10 protein-coding genes and 1 pseudogene are annotated in these 12,486 nt (G+C 66.0%); 7 read left to right on the top strand and 4 right to left on the bottom strand.

What is annotated here, in order from left to right; genetic code table 11:
* Window positions 1-203: 203 nt before the first annotated feature.
* A pseudogene (locus tag QCE63_RS29945) lies at window positions 204-1,179 on the bottom strand (sensor domain-containing diguanylate cyclase).
* 257 nt (window positions 1,180-1,436) lie between these two features.
* On the opposite strand from QCE63_RS29945, the gene QCE63_RS29940 reads away from it, so the two are divergent.
* The 5 genes from QCE63_RS29940 (at window position 1,437) to QCE63_RS29920 (ending at window position 5,482) form a co-directional block, all read left to right on the top strand.
* Window positions 1,437-2,543, top strand: a complete 1,107-nt coding sequence (locus QCE63_RS29940; protein WP_309838141.1) for an ionic transporter y4hA — start codon at window positions 1,437-1,439, stop codon at window positions 2,541-2,543.
* Between the two features lie 123 nt (window positions 2,544-2,666).
* Window positions 2,667-3,488 (top strand): ABC transporter substrate-binding protein, encoded by an 822-nt coding sequence (locus tag QCE63_RS29935; RefSeq protein WP_309838140.1) that lies wholly within the window; start codon window positions 2,667-2,669, stop codon window positions 3,486-3,488.
* A 79-nt stretch (window positions 3,489-3,567) separates the two neighbouring features.
* Entirely contained in the window at window positions 3,568-4,692 is a 1,125-nt protein-coding gene (locus QCE63_RS29930) for a M14 family metallopeptidase (RefSeq protein WP_309838139.1), read from the top strand.
* 64 nt (window positions 4,693-4,756) lie between these two features.
* Complete coding sequence (locus QCE63_RS29925; RefSeq protein ID WP_309838138.1) at window positions 4,757-5,224, top strand: RbsD/FucU family protein; 468 nt, start codon at window positions 4,757-4,759, stop codon at window positions 5,222-5,224.
* Between the two features lie 108 nt (window positions 5,225-5,332).
* Window positions 5,333-5,482, top strand: coding sequence for a hypothetical protein (locus tag QCE63_RS29920; RefSeq protein WP_181290817.1), 150 nt, complete (start codon window positions 5,333-5,335; stop codon window positions 5,480-5,482).
* 103 nt (window positions 5,483-5,585) lie between these two features.
* Here QCE63_RS29920 and QCE63_RS29915 read toward each other — a convergent pair whose 3' ends face one another.
* From QCE63_RS29915 to QCE63_RS29905, 3 genes are all read right to left on the bottom strand, one after another.
* The gene (locus QCE63_RS29915; RefSeq protein WP_404990206.1) at window positions 5,586-6,992 is read right to left on the bottom strand and encodes an NCS2 family permease; all 1,407 of its coding nucleotides are present in this window, start codon (window positions 6,990-6,992) and stop codon (window positions 5,586-5,588) included.
* Window positions 6,993-7,317: 325 nt separating this feature from the next.
* Window positions 7,318-9,048, bottom strand: a complete 1,731-nt coding sequence (gene ggt, locus QCE63_RS29910) for a gamma-glutamyltransferase (protein ID WP_309838137.1) — start codon at window positions 9,046-9,048, stop codon at window positions 7,318-7,320.
* A gap of 91 nt (window positions 9,049-9,139) precedes the next feature.
* On the bottom strand, window positions 9,140-9,901 hold the full coding sequence (locus QCE63_RS29905) for an SDR family oxidoreductase (protein WP_309838136.1): 762 nt from the start codon (window positions 9,899-9,901) through the stop codon (window positions 9,140-9,142).
* Between the two features lie 345 nt (window positions 9,902-10,246).
* Between QCE63_RS29905 and QCE63_RS29900 the strand changes: the two genes are divergently transcribed.
* Both QCE63_RS29900 and QCE63_RS29895 read left to right on the top strand, forming a co-directional pair.
* A complete protein-coding gene (locus QCE63_RS29900) occupies window positions 10,247-10,783 on the top strand; it encodes a sugar dehydrogenase complex small subunit (RefSeq protein ID WP_309838135.1) in 537 nt (178 codons plus the stop codon).
* A gap of 10 nt (window positions 10,784-10,793) precedes the next feature.
* Window positions 10,794-12,401, top strand: a complete 1,608-nt coding sequence (locus QCE63_RS29895) for a GMC family oxidoreductase (protein WP_309838134.1) — start codon at window positions 10,794-10,796, stop codon at window positions 12,399-12,401.
* Window positions 12,402-12,486: the final 85 nt, after the last annotated feature.

Here is a 12,486-nt window from a genome sequence, read left to right as displayed (position 1 = left end):
GCCATGAACCAATTCGCTATCCTTTATGCAGATCGATTCGTTCGACCTTCCGTGTAATTACTCAATCTGCCTCGAACACGGAAATACTGACACCCCCCGCGAGCGCCGGACTCATGTGGGGTGTAACAAAATACGACGGCCCCCTGACATCACTCGATTGACCGGGCTCGCGGTTGGAAATCCTGAGCGTCAAAACACAGTTCTCACCGCTCCCTCCCACTTCTCCTCGCGGCTTTATCCACATACATCCGGCTATCACTCAAAGCAAGCAGATCAATCACAGACCCATGCTGCCCCGCCTCGAAGCGCGTCTGCCCGACGCTGAAGCGCATCTCATACCCGCGCGCCGCCGCCGCGTTGCTGGCTGCCAGCGCATCGCGCAGCCGCTCGAGCGCGCGTTTGGTTTCCTCGTCGCCGGCGTCGGAGAGCAGCGCGACGAACTCATCGCCGCCCAGCCGTCCGATCACATCGTCTTTCCAGCAGCGACGCACGCAAGGCCGCCGCAAAGGTCGTCAGCGCGCAATCCCCCTCGGCATGGCCGAAGCTGTCGTTGATGCGTTTGAAATCGTCGAGATCGAAGAACAGCAGCGAGGCGTCGCGCCCCATGCGCCGGCAGACATTGAGCGCATGCTGCGCCAGCGCCTCGAAGCCGCGCCGGTTCGCGATCAGCGTCAGTCCGTCGACGGTCGCGAGTTCGATCGCCGCAATCTCCTGCTCCGCGATATGCGCCAGGTCGCGCAGCCGTCCCACCGCCTCGCCGTCGCGTTCGCGCGGGCGCGTGTCGATCAGACACAGCGTGCCGAGCTTGCTGCCGTTCGGCACGGTCAGCGGCTGGTCCGCATAGAAGCGGATCCCCGGCTCGCCGGTGACGAGCGGATTGTCGTGAAAGCGCGCGTCCGTGCGGGCATCGGCGATCATGACCACGTCGTCGTGCAGGATCGCGTGTCCGCGGAAGGAAATGGCGCGGCCGGTTTCCCGCACGCCCAGGCCGGCGCAGGACTTGAACCACTGACGGTTCTCATCGATCAGGCTGGCCAGCGCGATGGACACGTCGAACAGACGCCGCGCCGGCCGCGTCAGGCGGTCGAAGCGTTCCTCCGCCGGGGTGTCGAGCAGTCTGAGCGTGCGCAGCGTGGACAGGCGAATGGGTTCGTTCCCGGGTATCGGTGCAACCAGCATGGTTCTCCGGGTTCCTGGACGTGGCCACTGACCGCCCTTATTCTCCGACAAACACGCGACGAATCCATTCTTCGACCATCTGGCCCGGTCATCCGCGCGCCAGCCGACACATTCGCTATCATGCCGGTGGCTGCGGCCGCATGTTACGGCGCGCGCACGGCACGCCGGACGCGCATAGGGGTCGGACCCATGCGTGGAACCCGTTCAGCTCGAGATCGAACCTCGACGACCCCTCAACCAATCCGCCCGGAGCGCCGATGAAAATCAAGCTGGACTGGACCATCATTACCCCGATCCTCGCGCTCGTCGTGCTCGCCGCGACCGCGCTCATGCCGAGCGGCGTCCTGATGGTGCTGGCCGCCATCGCGCTCGCCTTCGCGGTGTTCGCGGCGGTGCATCACGCGGAAGTGGTCGCGCATCGGGTCGGCGAGCCGTTCGGCACGCTGATGCTGGCCATTGCCGTCACGGTGATCGAGGTCGCGCTGATCGTCTCCGTGATGCTCTCCGGCGGTCCCGACAAGGCCGGGTTGCCGCGCGACACGGTCTTCGCCGCGATCATGATCTGCAGCGGCGCGATCGTCGGGTTGTGTCTGCTGGTGGGCGGCCTGCGGCATCACGTGCAGAACTTCCAGCTGCAGGGGGCAAGCGCGGCGCTCGCCATTCTGTGCGCGCTCTCGGTGCTCACGCTCGTCCTGCCCAACTTCACGAGCACGGTTCAAGGCCCGGCGCTGTCCACATCGCAACTGGTGTTCGTTGGCGTGATCTCGCTCGTGCTGTACGTGACCTTCGTGTTCGTGCAGACCATCCGGCATCGCGACTACTTCCTGCCGCCCGTGCCTGAAGCCGTCACGCCTGCGCCCGTCGCCGCCCCCGACGACGAAAGCGCGCCCCACGCGCCACCGCCCAGCAACCGCGAGGCATGGGTCGCGCTGGCATTCCTGCTGCTGTCGCTGGTTTCGGTGGTCGGCCTCGCGAAGCTGCTGTCGCCGGCGGTCGAGGCGGGCGTCGCGGCCGCCGGCGCGCCCGAAGCGGTGGTCGGCATCGTCATCGCGGCGCTCGTCCTGTTGCCGGAAGGGCTCGCGGCGCTGCGCGCGGCACGTCTCAACCGCCTGCAGACCAGTCTGAATCTCGCGCTCGGCTCGGCGCTCGCGAGCATCGGCCTGACTATTCCGACGGTGGCGGTCGTGTCGATCGTCATCGGCCAGCCGATCTCGCTCGGGCTCGCCTCTAAGGAAATCGTCATGCTGGCGCTCACGCTGATCGTGTCGGTCATTACGCTCGGCACCGGCCGCTCGACCGTGCTGCAAGGCGTCGTGCATCTCGTGATCTTCGCGGCTTTCCTGTTCCTTTCCGTCGTGCCTTGATCGAGGCCGAAACCGGGACGATCGTGCCGTTTTGTTACCATGCTCGGTTTTTCGCGGGCGCACGCCCGTCTCCGCCGCTCTGGTTTCACCGTCTGGCATCACTGAAAGTCCCGAAGGAAACGCATGTCACCGAAGAAGTCCGCCTTGAAGAAGTCCGCATCGCTCGCTGTTTGTACCGTTCTTGCGGTATCCGCCGCCCTCGGCGCCGTGTCGTCCGCGGCGCAAGCCAAGGAAATCACGCAGATCCGCTTTGCCGTCGATCCGTCCTATCCGCCGTTCGAATCGAAGCAGGCCGACGGCAAGCTCGCCGGCTTCGACATCGATCTCGGCAATGCGCTGTGCGCGCAGATGAAGGTCAAGTGCGTGTGGGTCGAGAACAATTTCGACGGCATGATTCCCGGCCTGAAGGCCCGCAAGTTCGACGCCGTGCTCTCCGACATGGGCATCACCGACGAACGCCTGAAGCAGATCGACTTCACCGTACCGCTGTACGACACGCATGCGCAGCTCGTCGCGCGCGCCGGCTCCGGCATCCTGCCGACGCCGCAGTCGCTGAAGGGCAAGCGCGTCGGCGTCGAGCAGGGCACCGTGCAGGAGCGCTATGCGAAGGCGAAGTGGGAGCCGCAGGGCGTGACCGTCGTGCCCTACGCCGACGAGGAACAGGTCGAAGCGGATCTGGTCGCGGGCCGCATCGACGCGATGTTCACCGACGCCGCTCAGGCCGCCATCGGCTTCCTGAAGAAGCCGCAGGGCAAGCCGTTTGCGCTGGTCGGGCCGATCGTCGAAGACCGCGCGATCATCGGTCCGGGAACGGCTATCGGGCTGCGCAAGGGCGACACCGATTTGAAGAACGGCCTCGATAACGCGTTCGCGGAACTCAAGAAGAACGGCACGTTCAAGCGCATCATGGCCAAGTACTTCGAGACCGATATCTCGATCCAGTAAGCGCGTCGCGCGCGGGTTTGCAGGGCTTGGAAAGGCATCGCTCGCGGTGCCTTTTCTTTTCGACACGAGGTCTGTGCAGATGCAGGTTCTTCATCATCCGCTTGCGGGCGCGCCGCTCGGCACCGGGCGTGTACTCACGAGCTACGGCTTCGGTCCGCAGGACGGCGACGCGTACCGCAAGGTCTATGTCCAGGCGTCGCTGCACGCGGACGAGCTGCCGGGCATGGTCGTCGCGTGGTATCTGAAGCAGCGCTTCGCCGCGCTGGAAGCCGCCGGACGGCTGACGGCGCGGATCGTCCTGGTGCCGGTCGCCAATCCGGCCGGGCTGAACCAGCATTGGTTCGGCGCGCAGATGGGGCGCTTCGACCTGCGTTCCGGGCAGGATTTCAACCGGCGCTTCCCGGAGCTCGGCCCGGAGCTGGCGTTGCGACTGAGAACCCGTCTGAACGGCGATGAAAGTCACAACGGCCGGCTGATCCGCGCCGCGCTGCGCGACGCGCTGTCCGCCCGCCAGCCCGTGACCGAACTGGAGGCGCAACGGCTCGAACTGATGCGGCTCGCCTGCGACGCCGACCTGGTGATCGACCTTCATTGCGACTGGGAAGCCGTCCCGCATCTCTACACGACGCCCGAAGCGTGGCCCGCCGTCGAACCGCTGGCGCGCTATCTCGGCAGCGAAGCGCAACTGCTGGCGGATGTATCGGGCGGCGAGCCGTTCGACGAAGCCTGCGCGTCGGCGTGGCGCTATCTGCGCGGCGCGTTCGGCGAGCGCTATCCGCTGCCGCCGGGCGTGCTGCCGGTCACGCTCGAGTTGCGTGGCGTGCGCGACGTGTCGCACGAACTGGCGGCCCGCGACGCGCAGGCAATCGTCGACACGCTGACGCATCTCGGCATGATCGAAGGCGACGCACCGGAGTTGCCGCCGCTGCGCCATCCCGCGACGCCGCTTGCCGGCTGCGAGCATCTCCGCGCGCCGCGGCCGGGGGTGATCCTGCATCGGCGGGACATTGGCGAGACGGTGTGCGCGGGCGAGACCATCGCGGAGGTGCTGGATCCGCTCGAAGACCGGCTCGTACCGCTCGTCGCCGCGACTGACGGCGTGCTGTATGCACGCCACTGGACCCGCTTTGCGACGGCCGGAATGCTGGTGGCGCGCATCGCGGGGGCACACGCCGCACGTACCGGCGATCTGCTCGTGCCGTGAACGCGGCGCCGCTGCCGGTTACCATGGATCCGTCTGCTCAAACCGTCATGGAGAATCCCGAGACATGCTGAAGAACCTCGATCCGCTGCTCAATGCCGACATCCTGCATGCGCTCTGCGCGATGGGTCACGGCGACGAAGTCGTGATCTGCGACGCGAATTTCCCCGCCGATTCCGTCGCGCGCCAGACGGTGCTGGGGCGCCTGCTGCGGCTGGACGGCGTTGATGCGCCGCGCGCCGTGCGGGCGGTGCTGTCGGTGTTGCCGCTCGATACTTTCGTCGATCATCCCGCCGGGCGCATGGAAGTGGTGGGCGACGCGAGCGCGCTGCCTGCGGTGCAGCGCGAGGTGCAGAAGGAAATCGACGCGGCCGAAGGACGGCCGGTGCCGCTGGCGCCAGTCGAGCGCTTTGCCTTCTACGAGCGCGCCGGCCAGGCGTACTGCGTGATCGCGACGGGCGAGGCGCGTGGCTACGGCTGCTTCATTTTCAAGAAGGGCGTGCAACTCGCACCCGATGCACCCCGGCAGGATTGACCGATTACTCAGGGATAACCCTGATTCTTTTTTAAGAACTTGTTGCAATGCAGCGTGAAAAGCGTATATTCAGGGTTATCCCCTAGCTACTTACCCTGAGAGACGCTCATGAAGACCACTGCACAACAATCCTTGCTCGTTTCGTTCGGTTCCTGGCTGCGCGCGGCAAAGGCTGCGGTGCGTCGTGAGTGGAACCGGGCGCTGCAACTGCATCTCCAGAACTGCGAAATCCTCGTGGAATCGTATCGCCGGAAGTAAGCATCAGCGGTAGCATCCCGGTCAGGTCGTACAAGTAGAGACGCCCCGCAGGCGAAAGCCTGCGGGGCGTTGTCGTATGCAGCGTTACCAGGCCATCAGACCGTCAGATGGCCCAGCCGCCGAGATAGAACACGGCGAGCACCACCGCGATGACCACCGTGCCGACATTCAGCTTGCGCCATTCACCCGCCACCAGCCGGCCGATCACGAGCGTCGAGAAGCCGAGCATGATGCCCGTCACGATGTTCGCCGACAGCACGATGTACACCGCGCAGACGAGGCCGGACATGGTGTCGACGGTATCGTCGAAGTGCAGCTTGCTGACGTTGCCGAGCATCAGCAGGCCGACGTACATCAGCGCGGGCGCCGTTGCATAGGAGGGCACGAGGGAGGCGAGCGGCGACAGGAACATCACCACCAGGAACAGCACGCCCACCACGCTCGCCGCGAGACCGGTCTTCGCGCCCGCCGCCACGCCCACCGACGACTCGATGTACGCCGCCGCCGGCGCGCCGCCGAAGCAGGCCGAGAAGATCGAGCTGAGCGAATCCGCGGTCAGGGCCCGGCCGCCGTTGACGATCCGGCCGTTCTGGTCGATCTGGCCCGCCTGGCCGGCCACCGCGCGAATCGTGCCGGTGGCGTCGAAGACGGCGGTCATCACGAGGGCCAGCACGCTCGGCAGCACGGCCATCGAGAGGGCGCCCTTGATGTCCATGGCGCCGATCAGCGAGGCATGGCCGGGTGCGGACAAGGCCGGCCACGCGAACACGCCATGGAAGCGCACGGAGGGATCGAAGATCAGGCCGATCGCCGACAGCCCGATCACCACGAGCAGGATGCCGCCCGGCACGCGCCGGCGTTCCAGCCCGAAGATCGCGGCGAGCCCCAGCACCGACATCAGCACCGGAAACGCCGTGATGTGTCCGAGCGAGACCGGCATGCCGGGCGCAGGATTCTTGATGATCAAACCCACCTCATTGGACGCGATCAGCAGCAGGAACAGGCCGATGCCGATGCCCGTGCCGTGCGCGACGCCCGTCGGCAGATTGCGCAGGATCCACGAGCGCACGCCGGTGACGGAGATCGCCGTGAAGACGACGCCCATCAGGAACACGGCGCCGAGCGCGATGGCGGGCGTCAGGCCCTTGCCGAGGACGAGCCCGAAGGCCGTGAACGCGGTGAGCGAGATCGCACAGCCGATCGCGATCGGCAGGCGCGCCCACACGCCCATCAGCAGCGAGCCGAATGCAGTCGTCAGACAGACGGCGACGAATACCGCGCTGGTATCGAAGCCGGCCTTGCCGAGCATGCCCGGCACGACGAACACGGAGTAGACCATCGCGAGGAAGGTCGTCACGCCCGCGACGATTTCACGTTTCTCCGTGCTGCCGGTGGTTGAGATGCCGAAGTACCGATCGAGAAAGCCGCCGTTTCCGGATGGCCCGCTCTCCTGTCGCTCGGTGGGGGGAATGTCGATGTCGCCAAGCTGCTGGGCAGAGGATTCCAACATGAGCTGCTCCTTTATCAGCACGCTGAAACGGCAGGGCCGTGCACGCACGAGGGCGTACTGCGGAGCCGTCATCAGGGTCGTCTCGTAGGGTGTCTTGAATGATGCCGAGGCCTTGCACCTGAGGCTGCACTCGGTCAGGACAGAGACTAGGGGAACAGAACGCGGGGTCCAATCCCACGAAAAACATGCCGGTCATGCCACGCGGCATATATGCCGCGAATGCCCCGCGCGACGGGGCGCCGGCTGGACGCCGAAAACGCCGGACTAGGGCAAATGCCTAGTCCGGCAAGACCGCCGCTGGAAGCGTCGCGCAAGCTGCAGCGCGTTACTTGATCACCCGCGAGACGCCGCGTCCGCGCGGATCGGACATCGGCTCGGGCGTGTCGCCATCGACGCGGATCGCCTGGATGTCGCCATTGAAGCCCTGCATCTGGAACGTGTAGCCCTTCGCTTCGAGCTGCTTGATGACCTCCGGATCGAGCTGATGAAACGGCTCCTGGAAGATCGTGTTCGGCGGCAGCAGCTGGTGATGGAAGCGCGTCGCGCCGACGGCCTCGGGCAGCGGCATGTTGAAGTCGTACACGTTCGAGAGCACCTGGAAGATCGACGTGAAGATGCGCGAGCCGCCCGGCGTGCCGATCACCATCGCGACCTTGTCGTCCTTCGTGAGGATGGTCGGCGTCATCGACGAGAGCGGGCGCTTCTTCGGCGCGATGGAGTTCGCATCGCTGCCGACCACGCCGAACATGTTCGGCACGCCCGGCTTCGACGCGAAGTCGTCCATCTCGTCATTCAGCACGATGCCCGTGCCGTCCGCGACCACGCCCGAGCCGAAGTAGCCGTTGATGGTGTACGTGTTCGATACCGCGTTACCCCATTTGTCGACCACCGAGTAATGCGTGGTCTCGGCCTTCTCCGGCATCGACGTGCCGAGTCCCGGCTGCACGCTCTTGGTATCCGAAGGCTGGTCCGGATTCACCTCCTGAGCGCGCTTCAGGATGTAGTCGTCGTTGGTGAGCTGCGCGACCGGCACCTTGTAGAAGTCCGGATCGCCGAGATACTGCGCGCGGTCGGCGAACACGCGTTTTTCGATCTCGGCCACCAGATGGATGTACTGCGCCGAGTCGAGCGGGACGTCGTTGAACTTGTCCTTCAGGTCGGCCTTCATCTTGAGCAACTGCACCAGGCCGACGCCGCCCGAACTCGGCGGCGGCGCGGTGATCACGCGATAGCCGTTCCAGCTCGCGGTGATCGGCTGGCGCCACACGGCCTTGTAGTCCTTCAGGTCGCGCGCGGTGATGAGGCCGTGGCCTTCCATCGACTTGGCGATCAGCTGCGCCGTCTCGCCTTCATAGAAGCCCTTGGCGCCCTTGTCGGCGATTCGTTGCAGGGTCTTTGCAAGGTCTGGCTGCTTGAACGCTTCGCCCGCCTTCATGCCGCCGAAGTAGAGGTCGAAGTTGGTCTTGCCGCCGAACTCTTTTGCAGCGGCGTCGCGCCGCGCGATCAGCTGGTCGTCGACGACGAAGCCATCCTGCGCGTAATGAATGGCGGGCGCGAGAACCTGCTTCCACTTGAGCTTGCCGAAGCGTTTCTGCGCCTCCCACATGCCCTCGACGGTGCCCGGCACGCCCACCGCGCGATGCCCGTACAGGCTCATGCCCTTGATGACTTCGCCTTTGTCGTCGAGATACATGTTGCGCGTGGCGGTGAGCGGCGCGCGCTCGCGATAGTCGAGGAAGTAGGGACGATGATCGACATACAGCGTCATGAAGCCGCCGCCGCCGATGTTGCCCGCTTCCGGATACGTGACCGCGAGCGAGAACGCGATGGCCACCGCTGCATCCACGGCATTGCCGCCCTGCTTGAAGATCTGCTCGGCGGTGTCGGCGGCGTATTGGTCGGCGACCGCGACAGCCGACGAAGTCAGGACCTGCGGCTGATCCGCAGTTTTCGCGTGGGCGGGCGTCGTCTCGACGAAACCCGCTGTCAGCAGCGCGGACGCCACGAAGGCGCTCAGTGCGAAGGTCCGCAAACGCGGTGGTTGTTTCAAGCGCATCTCCAGCATTCTCCTTTTTGCGTGCGACGAAAGATCAGTCCGTTATATACCATGCGCGCCGGGCCGCCGAAATCACGCGGCCGCGCCGGACTCAGGGCATCAGCTGCCCGCCGTTCACGTCGATGATCTGCCCGGTGACATAGCGCGACATCGTCTCGGAGGCGAGATAGAGGAACGCGCCGCTGCAATCGTCCGGCTCGCCGATGAAGCCCATCGGAATGGACTTGCGGAAGGATTCGAGCTGCTCGGGCGTCGTGAAGCGTTCCTGGAACGGCGTCTGGATCACGCCGGGCGCGACGGCGTTCACGCGGATGCGGTCCGGCATGAGTTCCTTCGCCATGCCTCGCGTGATGGTGCTGACAAAGCCCTTGGACGCCGCGTAGAGCAGCGCGCCCGGCCCGCCGCCGTTGCGCGCGGCCACCGAGGTCACGTTGATGATCGAGCCGCCGCCGCCCGAGCGCAGCGAAGGCAGCGCGGCGCGCGTGAACGCGACGACCGAACGCGCGTTGATGTGCATGATCTCGTCGAAGAGTTCGTCGCTGACGGACGCGATCGGCTCGCGCTTCACGAGACTGCCGGCGTTGTTGATGAGCACGTCGATCTTCCCGAAGCTGTCCACGACTTGCGCGACGGCCGCGTCGATGGCCTTCGAGTCGCGCACGTCGGCGCCCACGGTGATCGCGCTGACGCCGAGCGCGCGCACGTCCTGTGCGACCGCCTCGGCTTGTTCCTTCGAGCTGTTGTAGTGCACCGCGACATTCGCGCCATATTGCGCGAACGCCCGTGCCGCCGCCGCGCCAATGCCGGTGCTCGCGCCCGTGATGAGGATCGACTTGCCTTTCAGGTCGTGCATGGATGCTCCGTGTGGATGAGGGCCGCGCAGGTTCGCCCGAACATGCGTCGGGTGGTGCTGGGAAAAGCGCTGTGTGAATGCCGTGACCGAGAGTATGAGCTTTCGTGTGAGGGCGCGCCGGACGCGTCGTCGCAAGGCAGCACGAAGCGCTCCAGCACGCCGGGGTCATCCACCGGTCTCACCCGCAATTGTCAATTTCATTGAATTCGGGCGCGAACCCTATCGCAGCGGCGCCGCATGACGCACTGTACCGACCGCGACAGCGCAACGGGTCGGGGGCGAAGCCGCGCAGCTCCTTCGCGGTCTGCAGCGAACCCGTCAGTCAGAACCAACAATCGAATCAACATGAATCAGCGAAGCGTTTCCTCGCAGGGCGGACCGGTGCGGGCGCGTACCCGGCGCACGCTTCTGGCCGGCATGCTGGCGTCCTGTGTCACGACCTGGGTGCCCGGCACGACGCGCCGCGCCATGCCGGCCGAACCCGCCATGGCGCTTCCCGCGCCGGAGAGTTTCGTGGCCTTGTCGACGTTTCTCACCGGGCAGGCGTCGCTCGATCTCGCGCTGGCCGACCGCCTCTATCAGGCCTTGCTCGGCAACGAAAGCTGCTTTCCGGAACAGTTGCGGCGCTTGCTGGCCTTCATCCGGCTCCGCCACGCCGATCCCTTGCGCCTGCAACAACGCCTCGACGACGAGGAACCGCAACTCGCGTCCGTGCCGCGCAGGATCGTGACGGCCTGGTATACGGGCATCGTCGGCGAGGGCGAACGGGCGCAATGCATCGCTTTCGAAACCAGTCTGCTCAACGTGATCACCGCCGACAAGCTCAAGCCGCCGAGCTATGCCTACGGCGTCTATGGCAGCTGGGCCGCCCGTCCCGTCTGAGGAGAACCGCATGGCATGGCATGACTCCGCCGACGTGATCGTGATCGGCTCGGGAATCTGTGGCGCGCTCGTCGCCGAGCGGCTGGCGAAGCAGGGGCGCTCAGTGCTGATCCTCGAGGCGGGACCGCGCATCGATCGCGGCCGGATCACGGCGAATTTCCGCAACTCGCCGCGCAAGGGCGACTGGGTCGCGCCTTATCATCCGGGCACCGCCTGGGCGCCGCATCCGACCTATCACCCAAGCGACAACGGCTATCTCGTGCAGGCGGGCCCGTATCCGTATCCGGCCGAATATCTGCGCGTGGTGGGCGGCACGACCTGGCACTGGGCCGCGCACGCGTGGCGGCTGCTGCCCAACGACCTGCGTCTCAACACGCTGTATGGCGTGGGCAAGGACTGGCCCATCGCGTATGAGGACCTCGAGCCGTATTACTACGAGGCGGAGGTGAAGATGGGCGTGTCGGGCGCACCGAACACCGGTTCGCCGCGCGTTGCACCGTTTCCAATGGAACCCGTCGCCGAGCCTTGGGCGATGCGCCGCGTGCGCGAGCGGCTGGCCCCGGCGGGCTATCCGGTCGTCACCAATACGACGGCGCGCAACAGCCGCCACTACGACGGCCGCCCGGCCTGCTGCGGCAACAACAATTGCCAGCCGATCTGTCCGATCGACGCGCAGTACACCGGCGGCATCGCCGTGCAGGCTGCGGAGAAGGCGGGCGCGCGGGTGCTGCCGAACGCGGTGGTGTATCGCATCGAGCACACGGACGGCGGCAGGATCGCTGCCGTGCATTACTTCGATCCGGAACGGCGCACGCACCGCGTCACGGGCGAGCAGTTCGTGCTGGCGGCCAATGGCATCGAGAGCCCGAAGCTGTTGCTGATGTCGGCCAGCGACCGCTTCCCCGACGGCCTGGCGAATCGTTCCGGCATGGTCGGCCGCAACCTGATGGATCACCCGAGCAATTCACTGACGTTCGAAGCGGACGAGGACCTGTGGCTGGGCCGTGGACCGCAGAGTCCGTCGTCGATCAACACGCTGCGCGACGGCGCCTTCCGTGCCGAGGCGGCGGCGTTCCGCCTCGACTTCACCAACATGTCGCAAGTGCGGGCCGTGACGGAAGCGCTGATCGACGCGGGCGTCTACGGGCGGGAACTGGAGCGGCAGTTGCGTCATCGGGCGGCGCGGCAGATGAGCGTGAAGAGCGTGCTCGAACTGTTGCCGGACCCGGACAACCGGGTCACGCTGAGCGCGCAGAAGGACGCACTCGGGCTGCCGAAGCCGCGGCTGCACTACCGGATGGATCCTTACCTGCACCGGGGCGCGGCGTTGGGCAAGGCCCATTTTGCGAGAATCGCCGAGCTGATGGGCGGCACGAATCTGCGCTATTCGCCCGAAGGACAGTACGCGAACAATCAGCACATCACCGGCACCCTGAGCATGGGCCGCGACCCGCGCGATTCGGTGGTCGATCCATTCGGACGCGCGCACGACCACGAGAACCTGTTTATCGTGAGCACGGGGGTCATGCCCACGGCGGCGACGGTCAACTCGACGCTGACCGCCGTCGCGCTCGCGTTGCGCACGGCCGAGCACCTCCACGCGACGAGCACGACGTGAACGGAGCGCGGTCCATGATCGAGGCTCGGCGATGGCGCGCGTTTGCATTCGCGTTCGTTCAGTGCGCACTGGCCGCGCTGGGCGC

The sequence above is a fragment of the Caballeronia sp. LZ065 genome (assembly GCF_031450975.1).
Taxonomy (GTDB): Bacteria; Pseudomonadota; Gammaproteobacteria; order Burkholderiales; family Burkholderiaceae; genus Caballeronia.
This window is presented reverse-complemented; position numbering and strand designations above follow the sequence as displayed.

Bases quoted from the DNA above. Each gene is read 5' to 3' on its own strand.
- QCE63_RS29940 (WP_309838141.1), top strand. From the start codon at position 1,437: ATGAAAATCAAGCTGGACTGGACCATCATTACCCCGATCCTCGCGCTC.
- QCE63_RS29935 (WP_309838140.1), top strand. From the start codon at position 2,667: ATGTCACCGAAGAAGTCCGCCTTGAAGAAGTCCGCATCGCTCGCTGTT.
- QCE63_RS29930 (WP_309838139.1), top strand. From the start codon at position 3,568: ATGCAGGTTCTTCATCATCCGCTTGCGGGCGCGCCGCTCGGCACCGGG.
- QCE63_RS29925 (WP_309838138.1), top strand. From the start codon at position 4,757: ATGCTGAAGAACCTCGATCCGCTGCTCAATGCCGACATCCTGCATGCG.
- QCE63_RS29920 (WP_181290817.1), top strand. From the start codon at position 5,333: ATGAAGACCACTGCACAACAATCCTTGCTCGTTTCGTTCGGTTCCTGG.
- QCE63_RS29915 (WP_404990206.1), bottom strand. From the start codon at position 6,992: ATGTTGGAATCCTCTGCCCAGCAGCTTGGCGACATCGACATTCCCCCC.
- ggt (WP_309838137.1), bottom strand. From the start codon at position 9,048: ATGCGCTTGAAACAACCACCGCGTTTGCGGACCTTCGCACTGAGCGCC.
- QCE63_RS29905 (WP_309838136.1), bottom strand. From the start codon at position 9,901: ATGCACGACCTGAAAGGCAAGTCGATCCTCATCACGGGCGCGAGCACC.
- QCE63_RS29900 (WP_309838135.1), top strand. From the start codon at position 10,247: ATGAATCAGCGAAGCGTTTCCTCGCAGGGCGGACCGGTGCGGGCGCGT.
- QCE63_RS29895 (WP_309838134.1), top strand. From the start codon at position 10,794: ATGGCATGGCATGACTCCGCCGACGTGATCGTGATCGGCTCGGGAATC.